This is a genomic window from Halomonas gemina, from assembly GCF_023554995.1.
GTDB lineage: Bacteria > Pseudomonadota > Gammaproteobacteria > Pseudomonadales > Halomonadaceae > Halomonas > Halomonas gemina.
This window is the reverse complement of record NZ_JAMJPK010000003.1, coordinates 330,136-348,619: the sequence shown is the minus strand read 5'-3', so window position 1 is coordinate 348,619 and position 18,484 is coordinate 330,136. Positions and strand designations below refer to the sequence as shown.

Genomic DNA, 18,484 nt, shown 5'->3' with positions numbered 1-18,484 from the left:
GCCATGATCTACGCCAACCCCGGCCAGTCCGGTTCGCTGGTCAGCTTCGAGACACGCTATGGCAACTACATCGGCGGCGAGTTCGTGCCGCCGGTGAAGGGCCAGTACTTCGACAACGTCAGCCCCGTCAACGGCGAGGTATTCTGCGAGATTCCCCGTTCGAGTGCCGAGGACATCGACAAGGCGCTGGATGCGGCCCACAAGGCCGCGCCGGCCTGGGGGAAGACCTCCGCCGCCGAGCGCTCCAATGTGCTGCTCAAGATCGCCGACCGCATGGAGCAGAACCTCGAGATGCTCGCCGTGGCCGAGACCTGGGACAACGGCAAGGCGGTGCGCGAGACCCTGAATGCCGACCTGCCGCTGGCCGTCGACCACTTCCGCTACTTCGCCGGTTGCATCCGCGCCCAGGAGGGCACCGCCGCGGACATCGACGCCAACACCGTGGCCTACCACTTCCACGAGCCGCTGGGCGTGGTGGGGCAGATCATTCCCTGGAACTTCCCGCTGCTGATGGCCACCTGGAAACTCGCCCCGGCGCTGGCCGCGGGCAACTGCGTGGTGCTCAAGCCCGCCGAGCAGACCCCGGCCTCGATCCTCGAGCTGATGAAGCTGGTCGGCGACCTGCTGCCGTCGGGGGTGGTCAACATCGTCAACGGCTACGGCGCCGAGGCCGGCCAGGCGCTGGCCACCAGCAAGCGCATCGCCAAGATCGCCTTTACCGGCTCCACCCCGGTGGGCGCGCACATCCTCAAGTGCGCCGCCGAGAACATCATCCCCTCCACCGTGGAGCTGGGCGGCAAGTCGCCGAACATCTACTTCGCCGACATCATGAACGCCGAGCCGGAATTCATCGACAAGGCCGCCGAGGGCTTGGTGCTGGCCTTCTTCAACCAGGGCGAGGTCTGCACCTGCCCGTCGCGGGCGCTGATCCAGGAGAGCATGTACGACGCCTTCATGGCCAAGGTCATGGAGAAGGTGGGGCAGATCACGCGCGGCAACCCCCTGGATACCGACGTCAAGGTCGGTGCCCAGGCCTCCCAGGAGCAGTTCGACAAGATCATGTCCTACATGGAGATCGCCCGCGAGGAGGGCGCCGAGTTCCTCACCGGCGGCGAGCGCGAGTCCCTGGATCCGGCCATCAACAACGGCTTCTATATCCAGCCGACGCTGCTCAAGGGCCACAACAAGATGCGCGTCTTCCAGGAGGAGATCTTCGGTCCGGTGGTGGCGGTGACCACCTTCAAGGACGAGGAGGAAGCGCTGGCCATCGCCAACGACACCGAGTTCGGCCTGGGCGCGGGCGTCTGGAGCCGCGACATGAACGTCGCCTTCCGCATGGGGCGCGGCATCCAGGCCGGCCGCGTGTGGACCAACTGCTACCACCAGTACCCGGCCCATGCCGCCTTCGGTGGCTACAAGAAGTCCGGCGTCGGCCGCGAGACCCATAAGGTGGCCCTCGAACACTACCAGCAGACCAAGAACCTGCTGGTCAGCTATGACATCAACCCGATGGGCTTCTTCTGACCGGCGGCGCCGGACGGCGCCTCGGCAGCAGTGAGCAGGCCCCTGGCGCGACGCGAGTCGCGCCATTTTTTGGCTTCTCGCTACACCTCCCGGCCGCTTTGCGTCATCATCTCCCGCCCGGTCCCCGTGGAGACAGTATGGAGATGATCGACCTCGAAGCCCCCGACCTTCACCAGGAGCGCCTGCAGCGCGTGGTGTCGCTGGTCAGGGCCAGCGGTGCACGACGCGTGCTCGACCTGGGGTGTGGCTCCGGCGGGCTGCTGCAGTACCTGCTGCGCGACGCCCAGTTCGAGCGGGTGGTGGGCCTGGAGCTCTCCGGCGAGCTGCTGGCCCAGGCCAAGCTGCGCCTGGAGGACCTGCCGGCCGCCCGGGCGGGGCGCCTCGAGCTGGTCTGCGGCTCCTATGCCGAGCCCCACCCGGCGCTGGTCGACTTCGACGCCGCGGCCATGGTGGAGACCATCGAACATGTCCCGCCCGAGGCGCTCTCCCGGGTCGAGCGTGCGGTCTTCGCCAAGCTACGCCCCCGACTGCTGGTGATGACCACCCCCAACCATGAGTACAACCCGCTTTTCGACATGGCGCCGGGCGAGTTCCGCGACCCCGACCACAAGTTCGAGTGGGACCGGGCGCGTTTCCGCGACTGGGCGCTGGGCGTGGCGCGCCGCAACGGCTATCGGGTGCGTTTCTCGGGAATCGGCGAGATGGACGCCCACCTCGGCCAGCCGACTCAGGTGGCGAGCTTCACACGCTGACCCGAGGCCTCACGCCAGCCCCAGCATCCTGGCTTCCTGGCGGTGTCGCACCCGTCGGTCCCAGAGGGTGGCGATGGCCAGCAGCAGGAAGCCGGCGAGCTCCACCAGGGGGCGATAGTCGATGAACAGCGCATGGAGGATGAGCCCGCCGCCGACCGCCGCCAGGAGGAGGGGGCCTGGCGCCTTGTGGCGTCGCAGGCCGGCGGCCAGTGCCGCCAGGGTCAGCAGCACGAAGGCGGCAATCGCCAGTGCCCAGGCCCCGTCGTCCAGGGCCAGGCCGATGCCGAGCAGCGCCAGCAGGCCGACCAGCGCCAGGGTGCCGTAGCAGGAGAGCAGTGCCAGCCCCAGGGCGGCAACGCCCAGCAGGCCGCGACGCTGGAGCATCCGCAGCCAGCGCCGCGGATCGAGCCTCAGCCACGCCTGTCTGAGGCGAGAGGGGACCCGTTCCCCCCGGCGCATGCCGATCTCGATGGCATGGGCGCCGAAGCCGGCCGCGACCTCCCGGGTCTGGGCGCTGTGACTCAGGGCGAAGTAGTCGTGGCGGCCCACCACCTCGATCGCCTCGAAGCCGGCCGCCTCGAACAGCGCCAGCAGTTCCTCCTTCACCGTCGCTCCCACCACGCACTCGACCCACAGGCGCGGGTCCTCGTGACAGTCCACCGACACCGGCCGGTGGATCACCACGTCGGCGAGTTGCAGGTGGCCCCCCGGCTTGAGCACGCGGAACATCTCGGCCACGGCGCGGCGCTTGTCCGGTACCAGGTTGAGGGCGCCGTTGCTGGTGATGGCGTCGACGCTGGCGTCGCGAAGCGGCAGCCGTTCCGCCGAGGCCTGGACCACGTCGAGGTGGTCGATGCCGCGTTCATCGGCGGCGTCGCGGAGCTTGCGGGTCATGGCGGCGGTGAGGTCGAGGGCGATGACGCGGCCGCCCGGACCCGCGAGCCGGCGGGCGATCAGCGCATCGACCCCGGCGCCGGCGCCGATGTCGAGCACCCGGTCGCCGGGGCGGATGGCCCCGGCGCGGAAGGGATAACCGACGCCGGCGAAGGAGCCCAGCAGCGATGCCGGCAGGGGAGAGGTCAACGCCGGGGGATAGCCCAGCTGCCGGCAGGCGGCGGCGCCCACCGGGAAATGGAAGGGCGAGTCGGGTGTCTCGGCGACAGCCGTGTACATGCCCTGGACGGCATCGGTGATCTGCCGGGGGGAATAACCGAGTATTGCCACCATGGAAGCGCTCCTTTCGGGTCAGCAGGTGGCGTCGTGCCCGTCGTCGAAGCGGTCGATCAGCGCCCGGATGCGTCGGCGCAGTCGCGTCGGAGCCGCAGCCGTGCCGGTGGCCTCCACCCTGGCCCGAAGTCGTTTCTCGAATTCGGCTCGCGTGAAGCAGTCGCGGCACCGGTGCAGGTGTCGCTCGATATCGGCCGCCTGCTGATCATCGAGCTCCCGGTCGAGGTAGTCGAAGAGTCGTTCGATGACCTCCTCGCAGGTCAATGGCTGTCCGCTCATGGCTGTTCATCCCCCTTTCCCTGGTGGGCAGCTGCCCGGTGGCCGGAGATGACGCCGGCCTCCCTGGCCTGTTGCCACAGCATCTTCTGCAGCAGGCCCCGTGCCCGGCTCAGGCGTGAGCGTACGGTGCCCAGCGGAATCCCCAGCAGGCGGGATACCTCCTCATACGTATAGCCCTGCACCTCGACGAGCACAATCGCCATCCGGAAGGCATCGGGGAGGGCATCGATGGCCCGCTGCAGGTCCTCCTCGAGCAGGTTCTGGAAGAACTGCTCCTCGAGACTGCCCCACCACAGCAGGAAGGGCTGATGCAGCTGCTGGAAGAGGGTGAAGCTGCCGATGTCGAGCTCGTCCGGTGACGGTGCCTCGGGATCCATGGGGCGCTGGGGGCGGCTTTGCCGGCGGCGCCAGTCGCTGATGAAGGCGTTGGTCAGGATGTGGAACAGCCAGCCCTCGAAGCGCTGCGGGTCGCGCAGTTCATCGAGGCGTGCCCAGGCCTTGCCGACCGCCTCGGCGACGATGTCCTCGGCGTCATCCGGGTCGCGGGTCAGGCGCAGGGCGGTGCCGTAGAGCCGGTCCATCAGCGGCTCCAGGCGCTCCTCGAACCACCGTCGGCGGTCGCTGGGCTGGCGTTCGGTCATGGCCACCCCCGGTGCGCCCCGTTGCAGGATGGCGGGCCAGGGCAGCAGGGCGCGGTTGATTGGCGGGGCAAGGATCATGGCTCACCTCTTCGAGCATGGAACCCCCGCGGCCATCCGGCAAGCCGTAGGGTCCTGCAGGGACGCGGCAACGGCCGCCAGGGTTCCCGGCCGGGGTCGGAAACCCAGGGCCGGGAACAATGCGGCCACCGGCTGCGTCCTCGGGAACACGCGGTACCCGAGTGCCGCGAACCGAAGGCGACAATGACAAGAGGAGAGCCATCATGACCATCATCGAGTCGTCCACGACACCCGCGGTGGATCGCAGCGAGCTCGAGGCGCGGGTCAAGGCGATGTATCAGGAGGTGGCCGAGACGCCGGACGCGGACTTCCACTTCGAGATGGGGCGTGAGCTGGCCGAGCGCCTCGGCTATGACCCGGCAGGGCTGGACCGGATACCCACCGCGGCCATCGACTCCTTCGCCGGCGTCGGCCACTTCCTGGACCTGGCGTCTATTCGCCCCGGCGAGCGGGTGCTGGACCTGGGCAGCGGCGCCGGGATGGACAGCTTCCTGGCCGCCCTGGCGACGGGCCCGGAGGGGCAGGTGCTGGGGCTCGACATGACCGATGCCCAGCGATACAAGGCCCAGCGCCTGGCCGAGGAGGCGGGGATTCGCAACGTCGAGTTCCATGCCGGCCATATCGAGTCGCCGCCCTTCGCTGACGGCAGCGTCGACGTGGTGATCAGCAACGGCGTCATCAACCTGTCGGCGGACAAGCCGCGGGTCTTCGCCGAGGCGGCCCGGGTCCTGCGCCCCGGCGGGCGCCTGGCGCTGGCCGATATCGTCACCGAGACGCCGCTGCCGAAGAAGGTCTCCGGCAATGCCACCCTGTGGGCCGCCTGCATCGGAGGGGCCAGTCAGGTGGACGACTACCGGGCGGCCATCGAGGCGGCGGGGTTCGCGGTACAGACCCTGCGCGAGCATCCCGAGTACCGCTTCCTGACCGACTCGGCGCGGGGCGCCAGCGAGACCTACGGCGTCAGGAGCATTTCCCTGCTGGCCATCCGGCGCTGAGGCGCCGGCCCGAGCACGACACAGGCAAAACACGACACAACTACAACACAACACAACCACAACACGACACAACCACAACAGGAGGTAGCATCATGAACCCCAAGACCCTGACACAGACCCTGTCCGCCACGGCCCTCGGCCTGGCCCTGGCCGTGGCGGCCCAGGCGGCTCCCTACCAGGGCGACGGCCACCTGATCGGCAGCGCGGACGAACTCGAGTGGGGGCCGGTGGGCTCCATGGGGGAGGGCGCCGAGATCGCCGTCATCGAGGGTGATCTGAGCAAGGAGGCGCCCTTCACCATTCGCCTGCGGCTTGAGGACGGCTATGAGATCCGTCCCCATGTTCATCCGGCCTATGAGCGGGTGACGGTGCTCGACGGCACCCTGCACTTCGCCCATGGCGAGAACTTCGACCCCGACGCGACGCAGGCCCTTGAGCCAGGTGATTTCGCCATCATGTCGCCGGGCGACCCCATGTTCGGCTACTCCGAGGGTGAGACGCTGTTCCAGCTGCACGGCACCGGCCCCTGGGGCATCGAGTACCTCGATCCGGCGGACGATCCGCGCAACTGAGCCGAGTTAACCGCAGACGCCGCATCCCTCCGCGGAGTGCGGCGTCCTTGTCTTGGCGTTGGGACAGGCTAGCATGGCGGTATCCCCCTCATCCGTCTCGAGGAGCCGTCATGTGGCAACAGCAGGAACTGCGTCTCGCGCCGCGCTCTCAGGCTTCCAGCATGCTCGTCAGGTCTCCGTGAATACCACCGGGGGCTGGGGGGCTCGATTCACCGACAGCGAGAAGATGTCCGGCCGGGCATAGTGGCCGCAGACGTCCAGCGAGCGGCGTGCCCGGCGTGCGGTCTCGACCTCGATCTCGGCATAGAGGATTCCCTTCTCGCGATGGAGGGGGCCCGCCACCACCTCGCCCGAAGGGGCAATGACCACCGCGTTGCCGACGTTGATCCACTCCTCCGACGTGTAGAGCCGGTCGCGCTCGGGGAAGGTGTCAGGGATGTCGCTTCCCTGCAGGGCGGTGGCCGTGCCGATCACCCAGCAGCCGCCTTCCCTGGCGATATGGCGCAGCGAGGCGAGGCCGATATCGCTGGAGTCCCAGGTCGGGTTGACGAAGACCTCCAGGTCCTGGGCATAGAGGGCATAGCGCGCCAGGGGCATGTAACTTTCCCAGCAGATCAGGCTGCCGAGTCGTCCGGCGGGGGTATCGACCACCCTGAGCCCGCTGGCATCGCCCATGCCCCAGACCATGCGTTCGGGGTTGGTCGGCATCAGCTTGCGGTGGCGATTCAGCAGCCGCCCATCCGGGCCGATCACCACCACGCTGTTGAACAGGGTGGTGCCGCTGTAGCGGCTGTCGATCTCGTTGAGGCCCGTTACCAGGGTTACCCCGTGCCGGGCGGCTGCCTCCTGGATGGGCTCGAGAGTGTCGCCGCCGAGGTCGACGGCATTCTCGCGCAGCCTGGCATGCAACTCGCTGGTCAGCGCCATGTCGCCGCCCGGGGCGAGTCGCCAGATCCAGGTCGGATAGCCGGGGATATGGGCTTCGGGAAAGACCAGCAGGGTTGCCCCGGCAACGGCGGCCTCCTCGATCGACGCCAACATCAGCTCGATGGTCGCGTCTCGCTGGAGCAGTACCGGGGGCTTCTGGATCACCGCAACCATCGTGGCCATGAGTGGGTCCTCGTGCGCGGTACAGGCGCCGGAAGACGCCGATCACGGGCACTAGCTTGACCTTCACTATAGCGGTGACGAGAGGCTCGCGCCCGGGGGACGAGTCGAACCGAGGCCGGGTGACCCGGCGGGCATCAGGGGCAGGTGTCGCCGATCATCATCTCGGTGGCCATGACCCGGGATTCGGCGGGTTCCATTCCGAGGATCATGCGCGCGGCGATGCGGCCCTTCTCGGTGCTGTCCTGGCGGACGGTGGTCAGCCGGGGAGCACGGTACTGCCCCTCGGCGATGCCGTCGAAGCCTGTCAGCCGCAGGTCTTCGGGGATGCGCAGGCCGCGCTGCTCGGCAAGCGTCACCACGGTCAGGGCGATGCGGTCGGACATGCACAGCAGCAGGTCGGGCCGCTCGGCCTCCGGCAGGTCGAGGATCTCCTCGATCACCGGGGTGCAGACCTCGAAGGTATTCTCCTCGATGTTCCACATCGGCACCTCGGCCGGGTCGATGCCGGCCTCGACGAAGGCCCGCTGGAAGCCGGCGAGGCGCGCCCGGGTGATGGTGCGCTTGGACGAGAGCAGCGCCTGGTCGCCGTCGATGCGGCCGTTGCAGGGCTGTTCGGTCAGCCGCAGGTTGATCACCGCGGGGCGTCGCGTCGGCGTTCTCAGGGCATGGCGAGCGATGGCGTAGCACGCCGGCTCGTTGTCGACATGCACCGTGGCGTGGTCCTCGATATCGAAGTCCACCGCCACCAGGGGGCGCTCGGGAGGGAGGTCGGAGAACAGCGTCAGGCTCGGCATCAGGCCATAGATGATGAAGCCGTCGGCAATGCTCGAGGCACCGGGCACGCTGGCGGCATTCTGGCGCCCCGAGAGTAGCAGCAGGGTGTGGCCCCGGGTGTCGAGCACCTCGGCGATGCCCGAGAGCAGTTCGCTGGCCACGGCATCGTTGAGGCTGTAGGTGAGGGTCTCGGCGAGGACCACGGCGATGATCCGCGAGCGGCCCGTGCGCAGGCTGCGTGCCCGGGCGTCGGGGCCGCTGTAGCCCAGGCGCCGGGCCTCGCTGAGGATATGCTCGCGCAGCTTCGGCGAGAGCTGGTCGGGCCGGTTGAAGGCGTTGGAGATGGTGGCGGTGGAGACACCGAGCTCGCGGGCCAGGTCCTTGAGGGTCATGCGACGGGGGAGAGGCACTTGGCGGCTGACTCCATTGCGGTCAGGATGGACTGGAACGATTTAGTTAGCAGCCTAGCATGGTCCGCCAGGGGCAGGGTAGCCACCCGAGGCGAGCCCCGGGCGGTCGTTCGCTAACGCCGGGTCGCGACGCTGTCAGGCGATGCTCCGCCAGGCCGCCAGCCCCCATTTGCCTGTCAGGCCACGGCCTGTGTGGTCTTGAGGGAGAGCGACTCGTCCTGGCCGTTGAAGAGGTGGACGTGTTCCAGATCGGGCACCAGGGCCACGCGTTGGCCAAGTTTCCAGCGGCTGGGCGCCTCGCTGCGGTGGATCAGCAGGCTGTCGCCGGCCTTGGGCTCGAGATAGACGTAGACCTCGTTGCCCAGAAACTCGACGTTGACGATCTCGAAGGCGTTCTCGCCGTCGGCCTCGGCCAGGCGCAGGTGCTCTGGCCGCACGCCCAGGGAAAGGCTGGCGGCCTTTTTCTCGCCACTGGCATCCTGGGGCAGGGCCAGCTCGCCGAGTCCTGGAGCCCTGACCCGGCAGCCCTCTTCGCTGCCGCCCAGCAGTTCGGCCGGCATGAAGTTCATGGTCGGCGAGCCGATGAAGCCTGCCACGAACTTCGTCGCCGGCTGCTGGTAGAGCATCTGGGGGCTGCCGACCTGCTCGATGCGGCCGTCGCGCAGCACCACGATCTTGTCCGCCAGGGTCATCGCCTCCACCTGGTCGTGGGTGACGTAGATCATGGTGGAGCCCAGGCGGTGGTGCAGGCGGGCGATCTCGTTGCGCATCTGCACGCGCAGCGAGGCGTCGAGGTTGGAGAGCGGCTCGTCGAACAGCAGGATGCGCGGCTCCCGGGCCATGGCACGCCCCATGGCGACGCGCTGGCGCTGGCCGCCGGAGAGCTCCTTGGGCTTGCGGTGCAGGAGCTCCTCGAGCTGCAGGATACGCGCGGTGGCCATCACCCGGTCATCGACGGTCTCCTTGGCCATCTTGGCCAGCTTGAGGCCGAAGGCCATGTTCTCGTAGACCGTCATGTGCGGGTAGAGGGCGTAGGACTGGAACACCATGCCCACCCCGCGCTCGCGGGGCGGCAGGTCGTTGACGACGTCGGCGCCGATCTTCAGCTCGCCGTCGCTGATCGACTCCAGCCCGGCGATCAGGCGCAGCAGGGTCGACTTGCCGCAGCCCGAAGGGCCGACGAAGACCACGAACTCGCCGTTGCCGACCTGGAGGTCGACGTCCTTGATGATGTGGTCGTGCCCGAAGGTCTTGTTGAGTTTTTCCAGGGTCACGCTGGCCATCTTGCGACTCCTTGCCGGCCTCGGGGCCGGCCCTTGTTGTGATGTCGTGTTAGCGGTCGAGCTTTAGATAGGCGGCCTGGTAGGCCGGAAGCGTCAGGTTGTCATCGTCGAGGGCCGCCACAAAGCCGTGGCCCTTGAGCAGGGTGCCGGACTGCGGCAGCGTCGTGCTCAGCGTCTTGCTACCGAGGTTGAAGACGCACAGCAGCCGTTCGCCTTCAGCCTCGCGGATAAAGCCGAGCAGCTCCTCGCCGACGTCCACCAGCGATAGCTCGCCATCGACCAGCGCCGGATGCGCGGCGCGGAAGGCCAGCAGTGTGCGGGTCGCGGCGAGGGGCGAGTCGGGATCATTCTCCTGCGCCTCGACGGCCAGTGGCAGGTGGCGCTCCTCCACCGGCAGCCAGGGCTCGACGCGCGAGAAACCGCCCTGCGGGGCCTGGCGCCAGGGCATCGGCGTGCGGCAGCCGTCGCGGCCCTTGAACTCCGGCCACAGCACCTTGCCGTAGGGGTCCTGGATGCGCTCGAAGGGTACTTCGGCCTCGGGCAGGCCGAGCTCCTCGCCCTGGTAGAGGCAGACGCTGCCGCGCAGCGAGAAGAGCATGGCCAGCGCCACCTTGGGATAGGCCATTGGGTCCTCGCCCTGGCCCCAGCGGGTGGCGCTGCGCACCACGTCATGGTTGGAGGTCGCCCAGCAGGGCCAGGCGTCGCCGGCCAGGCGCTGGAAGCGCTCGATGACTTCGCGGAGATAGGCCGGCGAGTGGGGCGCGTTGAGCAGGTCGAAGGTATAGGCCATGTGCAGCTTGTCGCCGCCGGCGGTGTACTCGGCCATGCGCTCGAGAGGATGGTCATCGCCGATCTCGCCCACCGTGGTGGTGCCGGGAAATTCGTCCATCAAGGCACGCAGGTCCTTGAGAAAGTCGAGGTTCTCCGGACGGCTGATGTCGTGGACGTGACGCTGCCAGGTATAGGGGTTGGCGTCCGGCGCGCCCAGGGTCTTGGGGCTGCCCGCCGGCACCGGCGGGTTGTCGGTAAGCGCGGGGTCGTGGAAGTAGAAGTTGACCGTGTCCAGGCGGAAGCCGTCGACGCCGAGCTCCAGCCAGAAGCGCATATTGTCCAGTTGAGCTTTCCTGACTTCCGGGTTATGGAAGTTCAGATCCGGCTGGCTGGTCAGGAAGTTGTGCAGGTAATACTGGCGGCGGCGGGAGTCGAAGGTCCAGGCCGGCCCGCCGAAGATCGACAGCCAGTTGTTGGGCGGCGTGCCGTCGGGCTTGGGGTCGGCCCACACATACCAGTCGGCCCTGGGGTTGGTACGATCGGCGCGGCTCTCCCGGAACCAGGGGTGCTGGTCCGAGGAGTGGCTGATCACCTGGTCGATCATCACCCTGAGGCCCAGCGCGTGGGCCTTCGCCAGCAGGGCCTTGAAGTCGTCCAGGGTGCCGAACATCGGGTCGACGTCACGGTAGTCGCTGACGTCGTAGCCGAAGTCGAGCATCGGCGAGGTGAAGAAGGGCGACAGCCAGATGCCATCCACGTTCAGGCTGGCGACATAGTCCAGCTTCTCGGTAATACCCGCCAGGTCGCCGATCCCATCGCCGTTGCTGTCCATGAAGCTGCGCGGGTAGATCTGGTAGATGACGCCGCCGCGCCACCAGGTCAGGTTGTCTTGCATCTTGGGGTCCATGTGTTGGTTCATCCTTTGACGGCACCGGCGGTGAGACCGGAGACGATGCGCTTCTGGAAGATCATCACCAGGATTACCAGCGGCACGGTGACGGTCACCGAGGCGGCCATGATCGGCCCCCAGGGCAGCTCGTGCTGGCTGCCGCCGGAGATCAGAGCGATCGCCACCGGCACGGTGCGCTGGTCGTCGGTGAGGGTGAAGGTCAGGGCGAAGAGGAATTCGTTCCAGGCGGCGATGAAGGCCAGCAGGCCGGTGGTCGCCATGGCCGGCCACATCAGCGGCAGGAACACCTTGGTGATGGTCACCCAGGGGGTGGCGCCATCCATGATCGCCGCCTCTTCCAGCTCCAAGGGCAGCTGCTTCATGAAGGTGGTCAGCACCCAGACGGTGAAGGGCAGGGTGAAGATGGTGTAGCTCAGGATCAGGCCGGCCGGGTTGTTGTAGAGGCCGAGCCCGCGGATCACCTCGAAGAGCCCGGAGAGTACTGCCACCTGGGGAAACATCGAGACCCCGAGGATCACCAGCATCACCGTGGTCCGGCCGCGGAAGCGGACCCGGCCCAGGGCATAGGAGGCGGTGATGCCCAGCAGCAGGGCGATGAAGACCACCGAGAGCGAGATGACGATGGAGTTGATGATGGCGCGCACGAAGCTCTTCTGGGTGAAGATATGTACGTAGTTGCCGAAGTCCACCGTCGACAGCCAGAAGTCGACCCGGAACAGCTCGCTGGAGGGCTTCAGCGAGGTGATCACCGCGTAGTAGAAGGGAAAGATCGCGTAGACCATCACCACGGCGATCAGGGCATAGAACCCGACCCGCTTGGCGAGCTTGGTCAGCTGATACTGGTTCATTGGTCGACTCCCAGTTGGCGGCGGCCAAGGTAGAGGTAGATCACCACGGCCAGGGCGATGATCAGGAAGAGCATCGTCGAGGCGGCGCTGCCATAGCCGACGTCCTGGAACTCGACCAGCTGCTGGCGGGCGTAGATCGACATGGTCATGGTGCTGGTGGAGTTGGAGGTCAGCACGTAGATGACGTCGAACACCCGCAGGGCATCGAGCAGGCGGAAGATCACCGCCACCAGCAGGGCCGGGGTGATCAGCGGCAGGGTCACGCGGAAGAACACCCTGACCGGATGGATGCCGTCGACCTCGGCGGCCTCATAGCAGTCCTTGGGCAGCATCTGCAGGGCGGCCAGCACCAGCAGCGCGACGAAGGGGATGGTCTTCCAGACGTCGACCATGATCACCGCCCACATGGAGTAGCTGGCGCTGGCGGTCCAGGCGATGGGCGAGTCGATGATGCCGACCGCCATCAGCAGGTGGTTGATGATCCCGAACTGGTCATTGAGCATCCAGGCCCACATCTTGGCCGAGACGATGGTGGGGATGGCCCAGGGGATCAGCACCGCAGCACGCACCAGCATGCGGCCCTTGAACTCGGCGTTGAGCAGCAGGGCGACGATGATGCCGAAGACCACCTCCAGCGACACCGAGACGATGCTGAAGTAGAGGGTGTTCCACACCGAGGTCCACCACACCGGGTCGGTGAGCAGGCCGTACCAGGCGCCATCCTCGAAGACCAGGTAGTTCTCGATGCCGATGAAGGCGGCACCGGCGGTGTCCGACAGCGAGGCATCGGTGAAGCTGAAGTAGAAGGTGCGCAGCAGCGGCCAGCCGGCGACCAGTGCCAGCGCCACCAGCATTGGCAAGAGGAACAGCCAGGCGGCGCGCACGCGCTGGCGGCGCACCTTGGTGCCCCGGTAGCCCGCCTGGGGGGAGCGCACCGCCCGGGGTGCGCCTTGAGTGGCTGGAGTCGTCATGGGGACCTCCTGGATTACCAGCGGCGACGCTTGATGCGGGAGAGTTCACTGTCCACCTGGGAGACGGCCTCGGCGCCGCTCTGGTCACCGGAGAGCACCTGGTGCACGGCATTGAAGAAGCTGTTGCTCACCCGGCCGTAGTTGTCGCCGGTGGGGGCCGAGGGGCGTGCCACGGCGTTGGTGAAGGTGTCGTAGAGGGTGCCGAAAAAGGGCACGGCGTCGAGCACCTCTTCGTCCTCGTACAGCGAGGCCAGGGTGGGGTTGTAGGCGCCCTCGATGGCGCGGCGTTTCTGCTCCGCCTCGCCGGTCAGGAAGGCCACCAGGTCGGCGGCGAGCTCGGGGTTCTCGGTGTAGCGGGACACGGCCAGGTTCCATCCGCCGAGCGTGGCGGCACTCTCCTCGCCCTCGGCGCTGGGCAGCTTGACCACGCCGACCTTGTCGCGCACGTTGCTCTCCTCGCTCTGGGCCAGCGACCAGGCATAGGGCCAGTTGCGCATGAACACCGCATTGCCGCTCTGGAAGATGCCGCGGGCCTCCTCCTCGGTGTAGTTGAGGGCGCCTTTCGGCGAGATATTGCCGATCCAGCTGGCGGCGAGGTCCAGCGCCTCGGCGGCCCGTTCGTTGTCAATGGTGATCTCGCCCTCGGCGTCGACGATGGTGCCGCCGCCATAGCTGGCGATCCACTCCAGGGCGTTGCAGGTCAGCCCCTCGTAGGCGCGGCCCTGGAAGACGTAGCCCCACATCCGGTCGTTGCCGGCCTCGCGCTCGGCGGCCTGGATCTCGGTGGCGATCTCGGTCAGCTCTTCCCAGGTCTCGGGGGCCTCGAAGCCGTGCTCCTCGAGCAGGTCCTTGCGGTAGTAGAGCACCCCGGCATCGGTGAACCAGGGCATCGCCACCAGGCGATCGTCGATGGTGTTGTTGGCCACGATGGTCTCGAAGTGACCGGCGGCGGCGTCCTCGCCGAGGGTCTCGCCGAGGTCGAGCAGGTGGTTGGCCAGCAGGCCTGGCCATACCACGTCGATCTGCATCACGTCGATGTCGCTGGACTGGGCGGAGAGAATCTGCTGGTAGAGCGACAGGCGCTCGGTGGAGGAGTTGGGGGTGGAGACGATGTCGACCTCGTGGCCGGTCTGCTCTTCCCACTGGGCGACACCCTGCTCGCAGAGGGTAAGCTCGGCGCCGACGGCGCCACAGGAGATGGTCAGCTCCGCCGCCTGGGCCTGGCTACTGCCGGCGGCGGCGCCGGCCAGGGCGATGGCGGAGATCAGGGTCTTCTTGAGCATGCTGGCTTCCTCTTCGCTTGTTGTTGTCACTTTTTCAGGGAGGACCGGTCGCGATGTGTCACCCGCAGGTAGCGCCACCGGAAGTCCTCTCCTGACTTAAACGATTAAGATCGTGTCCGGCACAGTTAGCCGTTGCTCACGCCAGACTTCAACCGCGACTTTGGTCGCAGGCTGCCGGACCGTCAGGCAACCTCGTGGCCGCGGGCCGCCTCCAGCAGGGCATACCAATCCCGACGCGGCAGGGAGAATCGGGCCTCGTCCTGCAGGGTCGTGATCCGCGCCGGGTCGAGGGTGCCGATCACCGGCACCGGCGAACCCGGCAGGCGACGCAGCCAGGCCAGGGCGAGACCGGCGGGGCTGATGCCGTGGTGGGCGGCGAGACGCTCAAGGGCCTGGCCGGCGGCGCCCTCGAACAGCGCGCCACCATCCAGGGGCGACCAGGCCAGGGGCGAGAGACCGTCGCGAGACAGGGCATCGAGGTGGCCGTCGAAGAGTGGCGCCGAGCGGGTGAGTGAGAGCTGAAACTGGTGGTGCGTCAGCGGATGGGAGAGCGCGGCCTGGAGGCGGCGCCACTGCTCGGGCAGGAAATTGGAGACCCCCAGGGCGGCGACCTTGCCGGCCCGGACGGCATCATCCAGCACCCGGGCGGTGGCCTCGGCCTCCATCAGCGGGTCGGGGCGGTGGATCAGGAAGAGGTCCAGCCGCTCGACCCCGAGTCGCGCCAGGGCCCGGTCGATGGCACCGGACAGCCATGCCGGCGAGCTGTCGTAGTGCTTAGTGTCACCTGGTGCCATCAGGATGCCGGCCTTGGTGACCACCCTGACCCGGGCGGCGAGGCTCGGCCGACGGCGCAGGGCCTCGCCGAACAGGCGCTCGTTGTGGCCCTCGCCGCCGTAGATGTCGGCGTGGTCGAACCAGTCGAGCCCCTGGTCCAGGCGGGCCTCGATCCAGTCGGCCAGCCGCTCGGATGCCTGGAGTTCGGGGGTCTCATGCAGGCGCATCATGCCCAGCATCAGGGCGAGAGGGGGCTGTTCGGGCGTCATTGCGCGTCCTCGTGGTGGTGTCGAGGGGGAGGGTATCGCATGTCGAGGAGCGGTATGTGGTTTTATTACCGGTTTTACCTCTAGTTCCCGGTTGCTGCTTAGACATTAGTTGTAATATTACAAAAGACTTTTTGTGGTTGGTTTCTGAATCGATTAAGTTCCGGGAGGTGTCTCGCACCGGGCCTCGATGCCCCGGCCCCGGGGGACTCCCCACCATCGTGATGACCACCCGTCGCGACAACAACAAAGGATGAGAACGACAATGCACACTGTCACGCTCAAGAAGCCGCTCGCCATCGCCATCGCTTCCGCCAGCCTGGGCCTCGCCGGGGTGGCCGGTGCCGATACCCACTCCCTCGAGGAGCGCCTGGCCGAGCTGGAAGCACGCATCGTCGCCGCCGAACAGCGCGCCGATGCGGCCGAACAGCGCGCCGAACTGGCCGAGGCCCAGGCCGAGGAGGGGGCCTCGCAGGCAGAGGTCGAGGAGCGCCTGGCCAGGGTCGAGCGCCAGGCCAGCGGCGAGGAGGGCTTCTCCTTCAATGTCTACGCCCGCTCCGGCCTGCTGATCGGCGAGGACGGCAAGAGCGCCGAGGGTGGCCCCTACCTGACCCCGGCCGGCTCCCTGGGCGGGCCCGTGGGACGCCTGGGCAACGAGCCGGACACCTACGCCGAGGCGGTCTTCAACTACCGGATGCGCTTCGACAATGGCGCCAAGGCCAGGTACACCACCATGCTGGCCGACGGGGTGAGCACCAGCAACGACTGGACCGCCGACGAATCCAACCTCAACGTGCGCCAGGTCTATGCCGAGTTCAGTGACCTGCCGAGCTTTACCGGCGCCTTCGAGAACGCCTCGATCTGGGCCGGCAAGCGCTTCGACCGCGACAACTTCGATATCCACTGGCTCGACACCGACTTCATCTTCCTGTCCGGTACCGGCGCGGGCATCTACGACATGCAGCTGGCCGACAGCTGGAAATCCAACCTCTCGCTCTACGGCCGCAGCTTCAGCGACTTCCCCGTGACCCGCGAGTCGCCGGGGGATGACAGCGGCGATACCGACAACCTGATCCTCACCTCCAACAACTACTTCGGCAACTGGCAGTGGATGGTCAACGGCATGTCGGCCGCCGACAACGAGGAGCGCGATATCGGCGAAGGCCAGGAGGCCGCCGAGTCCGGCTTCCATACCATGGTGGCCTACCATGGCGACAGCTTCTTCGGCCTGGGCGAGGGCAACTTCAAGGCCGCCGTGCTGCACGGCCAGGGGCTGGGGGCCGAGGTCAAGGGCATCGGGGCTCGCGGTAACCTGACCGAGGATGCCACCGCGACCCGCGTCGGCCTCTACGGCACCACCTATCTGGCCCCCAAGTGGCGCGTGGCCCCGGCGCTCCTCGCCGAGACCAGCGAGGAGCGCTACGTCGACGGCGACCAGTACGACTGGGCGACCCTCAACGTGCGCCTGGCCAACGAGCTGACCCAGAACTTCGAGATGCAGTACGAGGCCAGCTACCAGTGGATGGACCTCGATCCCCAGGGCTTCGACGGGCGCACTGCCGTCGAGGGGGACTACACCAAGTTCACCATCGCTCCGACCTTCAAGCCCCAGGTGGGTGGCTTCTGGCAGCGTCCGGAGATCCGCCTCTTCGCCAGCTGGAGCGACTGGGACGAGGAGCTCAACGACTACAGCGCTGACGATGCCTTCGGCAGCGACGAGTTCACCGGCAGCCAGTGGACCTTCGGCGTGCAGACCGAAGTCTGGTTCTGATGGCAAGGGCCCGGCGCCGGCCGGGCCCAGTCTGCTGTTTCGATGCTTGCCCGTGGCGTGATGCCGCGGGCTTTTTGCATCGGCCGGAAACGCCAACGGCGACGCCAGGGGGAGTCGCCGCGCCGGCCCGGGTCGAGGTGTCCAGGGCGCGGTCGAGGCGTTCGCGCCAGTCGCCTCCCGGGGCGGTGAGGCCGATGTAGGGGTACTGCTCGAGCAGGGTGTAGATGGTGGTCTGGGGGGTGTTCAGCGCCTGCTCGCTCCTACGAAGCCGCCCAGGTAGTCCCAGGCATTGAGCACCAGGGCGTCGAGCAGGCGCAGGGTGTCGCCCTGGAAGAGCACGAACAGCAGCAGGGCGGCGGCCAGCAGCATGTTGAACTCGGAGAGGCGACGGATGCCCTTCTCCACGCCGCTAACCACCGAGATGGTCGCCAGCACCACCACCAGGGCGATCAGTACCACCTGGACGGAGAGGCTTTCCGGGATGTCGAACATGTAGGTCAGCCCGTAGTTGAGCTGCATCACCCCGATGCCGAGGCTGGTGGCGATTCCGAACACCGTGGAGATGACCGCGGTGATGTCGACGGCGTGGCCGATGGGGCCGTGGATGCGCTGTCCGAGCAGCGGGTAGAGGGCACTGCGGATCGCCAGCGGCAGACGATGGCGGTAGCTGAAGTAGGCCAGGGCCATGCCCATCAGCACGTACATGCCCCAGCCGGTCAGCCCCCAGTGCAGGAAGGTCTGGGGCACGGCGGCCCGCATGGCCGCCGCACTCTCGGGGGCGAGGTCGGGCGGCGCCAGGTAGTGGGCGAGCGGCTCGGCCACGCAGAAGAACAGCAGGTCGATGCCGATGCCGGCCGCGAACAGCATCGAGGCCCAGGAGAGCAGCGAGAACTCGGGCCTGGAGTGGTCCGGGCCCAGGCGGATGTTGCCCACCCGGGAGGCGCCGATGACGATGACGAAGACCAGGTAGACCACCGCGGCGAGCATGTAGTACCAGCCGAAGGTCTCGCTGACCCAGGCCAGGCCGGCATCGAAGAAGGTGCCGGCCCGCTCGGTGAACAGCATGGTCAGCACCAGGAAGACCAGGATGCCGGCCACGCTGCCGTGGAAGACGACGCGATTGAGCCGGTCTCGCTGCTCGGTGAGGGAGGGGGCATGCGCCTCTCGGCATGGACGTCGAGGCAAGAACGCCGAGACTCGAACGAAAACGCCCGGCACGAGGCCGGGCGAAACGAGATGGAGCGG

General features: G+C 67.5%; 16 protein-coding genes and 1 pseudogene. 5 read left to right on the top strand and 12 right to left on the bottom strand.

Annotated elements, in window-relative coordinates:
• Window positions 1-3: 3 nt before the first annotated feature.
• Window positions 4-1,524: an acetaldehyde dehydrogenase ExaC gene (exaC, locus tag M8009_RS08320; protein ID WP_250060359.1), complete on the top strand. Its 1,521-nt coding sequence runs from the start codon at window positions 4-6 to the stop codon at window positions 1,522-1,524.
• Window positions 1,525-1,667: 143 nt separating this feature from the next.
• On the top strand, window positions 1,668-2,276 hold the full coding sequence (locus tag M8009_RS08315; RefSeq protein ID WP_250060358.1) for a methyltransferase domain-containing protein: 609 nt from the start codon (window positions 1,668-1,670) through the stop codon (window positions 2,274-2,276).
• A gap of 9 nt (window positions 2,277-2,285) precedes the next feature.
• Here the strand turns inward: M8009_RS08315 and M8009_RS08310 are convergent, their stop codons facing one another.
• From M8009_RS08310 to M8009_RS08300, 3 genes are read right to left on the bottom strand one after another with little or no spacing between them, the layout of a single operon-like run.
• Window positions 2,286-3,503 carry a MerC family mercury resistance protein gene (locus M8009_RS08310; RefSeq protein ID WP_250060357.1) on the bottom strand — a complete coding sequence of 406 codons (1,218 nt, stop codon included), beginning with the start codon at window positions 3,501-3,503 and terminating at the stop codon, window positions 2,286-2,288.
• Between the two features lie 18 nt (window positions 3,504-3,521).
• Entirely contained in the window at window positions 3,522-3,782 is a 261-nt protein-coding gene (locus tag M8009_RS08305; RefSeq protein ID WP_250060356.1) for an anti-sigma factor family protein, read from the bottom strand.
• Entirely contained in the window at window positions 3,779-4,501 is a 723-nt protein-coding gene (locus tag M8009_RS08300; RefSeq protein ID WP_250060355.1) for a sigma-70 family RNA polymerase sigma factor, read from the bottom strand. The genes M8009_RS08305 and M8009_RS08300 overlap by 4 nt, the downstream gene beginning before the upstream one ends.
• Window positions 4,502-4,704: 203 nt before the next feature.
• Here M8009_RS08300 and M8009_RS08295 point away from each other — a divergent pair, with 203 nt between their 5' ends.
• Both M8009_RS08295 and M8009_RS08290 read left to right on the top strand, forming a co-directional pair.
• Window positions 4,705-5,496 (top strand): methyltransferase domain-containing protein, encoded by a 792-nt coding sequence (locus M8009_RS08295; protein ID WP_250060354.1) that lies wholly within the window; start codon window positions 4,705-4,707, stop codon window positions 5,494-5,496.
• A 92-nt stretch (window positions 5,497-5,588) separates the two neighbouring features.
• Window positions 5,589-6,068: a cupin domain-containing protein gene (locus tag M8009_RS08290; protein WP_250060353.1), complete on the top strand. Its 480-nt coding sequence runs from the start codon at window positions 5,589-5,591 to the stop codon at window positions 6,066-6,068.
• Between the two features lie 168 nt (window positions 6,069-6,236).
• On the opposite strand, the gene M8009_RS08285 is transcribed toward M8009_RS08290, so the two are convergent.
• From M8009_RS08285 to M8009_RS08250, 8 genes are all read right to left on the bottom strand, one after another.
• Window positions 6,237-7,178 carry a carbon-nitrogen hydrolase family protein gene (locus M8009_RS08285; RefSeq protein ID WP_250060352.1) on the bottom strand — a complete coding sequence of 314 codons (942 nt, stop codon included), beginning with the start codon at window positions 7,176-7,178 and terminating at the stop codon, window positions 6,237-6,239.
• Window positions 7,179-7,312: 134 nt separating this feature from the next.
• The gene (locus M8009_RS08280) at window positions 7,313-8,362 is read right to left on the bottom strand and encodes a LacI family DNA-binding transcriptional regulator (protein ID WP_250060351.1); all 1,050 of its coding nucleotides are present in this window, start codon (window positions 8,360-8,362) and stop codon (window positions 7,313-7,315) included.
• Window positions 8,363-8,538: 176 nt separating this feature from the next.
• Window positions 8,539-9,645 carry an ABC transporter ATP-binding protein gene (locus tag M8009_RS08275; protein WP_250060350.1) on the bottom strand — a complete coding sequence of 369 codons (1,107 nt, stop codon included), beginning with the start codon at window positions 9,643-9,645 and terminating at the stop codon, window positions 8,539-8,541.
• A gap of 49 nt (window positions 9,646-9,694) precedes the next feature.
• Window positions 9,695-11,311 (bottom strand): alpha-glucosidase, encoded by a 1,617-nt coding sequence (locus M8009_RS08270; protein WP_250060563.1) that lies wholly within the window; start codon window positions 11,309-11,311, stop codon window positions 9,695-9,697.
• A 20-nt stretch (window positions 11,312-11,331) separates the two neighbouring features.
• A complete protein-coding gene (locus M8009_RS08265; RefSeq protein ID WP_250060349.1) occupies window positions 11,332-12,174 on the bottom strand; it encodes a carbohydrate ABC transporter permease in 843 nt (280 codons plus the stop codon).
• Window positions 12,171-13,145, bottom strand: a complete 975-nt coding sequence (locus M8009_RS08260) for a carbohydrate ABC transporter permease (RefSeq protein ID WP_250060348.1) — start codon at window positions 13,143-13,145, stop codon at window positions 12,171-12,173. The genes M8009_RS08265 and M8009_RS08260 overlap by 4 nt, the downstream gene beginning before the upstream one ends.
• 14 nt (window positions 13,146-13,159) lie before the next feature.
• Entirely contained in the window at window positions 13,160-14,428 is a 1,269-nt protein-coding gene (locus tag M8009_RS08255; protein ID WP_250060347.1) for an ABC transporter substrate-binding protein, read from the bottom strand.
• 182 nt (window positions 14,429-14,610) lie between these two features.
• Window positions 14,611-15,471 carry an aldo/keto reductase gene (locus tag M8009_RS08250; protein ID WP_250060346.1) on the bottom strand — a complete coding sequence of 287 codons (861 nt, stop codon included), beginning with the start codon at window positions 15,469-15,471 and terminating at the stop codon, window positions 14,611-14,613.
• Window positions 15,472-15,733: 262 nt separating this feature from the next.
• On the opposite strand from M8009_RS08250, the gene M8009_RS08245 reads away from it, so the two are divergent.
• Window positions 15,734-17,239 carry a carbohydrate porin gene (locus M8009_RS08245; RefSeq protein ID WP_250060345.1) on the top strand — a complete coding sequence of 502 codons (1,506 nt, stop codon included), beginning with the start codon at window positions 15,734-15,736 and terminating at the stop codon, window positions 17,237-17,239.
• A 252-nt stretch (window positions 17,240-17,491) separates the two neighbouring features.
• Here M8009_RS08245 and M8009_RS08240 read toward each other — a convergent pair.
• Window positions 17,492-18,424: pseudogene (locus M8009_RS08240) on the bottom strand (BCCT family transporter); the annotation flags it as partial.
• Between the last annotated feature and the right edge of the window lie 60 nt (window positions 18,425-18,484).

Coding starts and splice junctions, on each gene's coding strand:
- exaC (WP_250060359.1), top strand. CDS start 4: ATGATCTACGCCAACCCCGGCCAGTCCGGTTCGCTGGTCAGCTTCGAG.
- M8009_RS08315 (WP_250060358.1), top strand. CDS start 1,668: ATGATCGACCTCGAAGCCCCCGACCTTCACCAGGAGCGCCTGCAGCGC.
- M8009_RS08310 (WP_250060357.1), bottom strand. CDS start 3,503: ATGGTGGCAATACTCGGTTATTCCCCCCGGCAGATCACCGATGCCGTC.
- M8009_RS08305 (WP_250060356.1), bottom strand. CDS start 3,782: ATGAGCGGACAGCCATTGACCTGCGAGGAGGTCATCGAACGACTCTTC.
- M8009_RS08300 (WP_250060355.1), bottom strand. CDS start 4,501: ATGATCCTTGCCCCGCCAATCAACCGCGCCCTGCTGCCCTGGCCCGCC.
- M8009_RS08295 (WP_250060354.1), top strand. CDS start 4,705: ATGACCATCATCGAGTCGTCCACGACACCCGCGGTGGATCGCAGCGAG.
- M8009_RS08290 (WP_250060353.1), top strand. CDS start 5,589: ATGAACCCCAAGACCCTGACACAGACCCTGTCCGCCACGGCCCTCGGC.
- M8009_RS08285 (WP_250060352.1), bottom strand. CDS start 7,178: ATGGCCACGATGGTTGCGGTGATCCAGAAGCCCCCGGTACTGCTCCAG.
- M8009_RS08275 (WP_250060350.1), bottom strand. CDS start 9,645: ATGGCCAGCGTGACCCTGGAAAAACTCAACAAGACCTTCGGGCACGAC.
- M8009_RS08270 (WP_250060563.1), bottom strand. CDS start 11,311: ATGCAAGACAACCTGACCTGGTGGCGCGGCGGCGTCATCTACCAGATC.
- M8009_RS08265 (WP_250060349.1), bottom strand. CDS start 12,174: ATGAACCAGTATCAGCTGACCAAGCTCGCCAAGCGGGTCGGGTTCTAT.
- M8009_RS08260 (WP_250060348.1), bottom strand. CDS start 13,145: ATGACGACTCCAGCCACTCAAGGCGCACCCCGGGCGGTGCGCTCCCCC.
- M8009_RS08255 (WP_250060347.1), bottom strand. CDS start 14,428: ATGCTCAAGAAGACCCTGATCTCCGCCATCGCCCTGGCCGGCGCCGCC.
- M8009_RS08250 (WP_250060346.1), bottom strand. CDS start 15,471: ATGACGCCCGAACAGCCCCCTCTCGCCCTGATGCTGGGCATGATGCGC.
- M8009_RS08245 (WP_250060345.1), top strand. CDS start 15,734: ATGCACACTGTCACGCTCAAGAAGCCGCTCGCCATCGCCATCGCTTCC.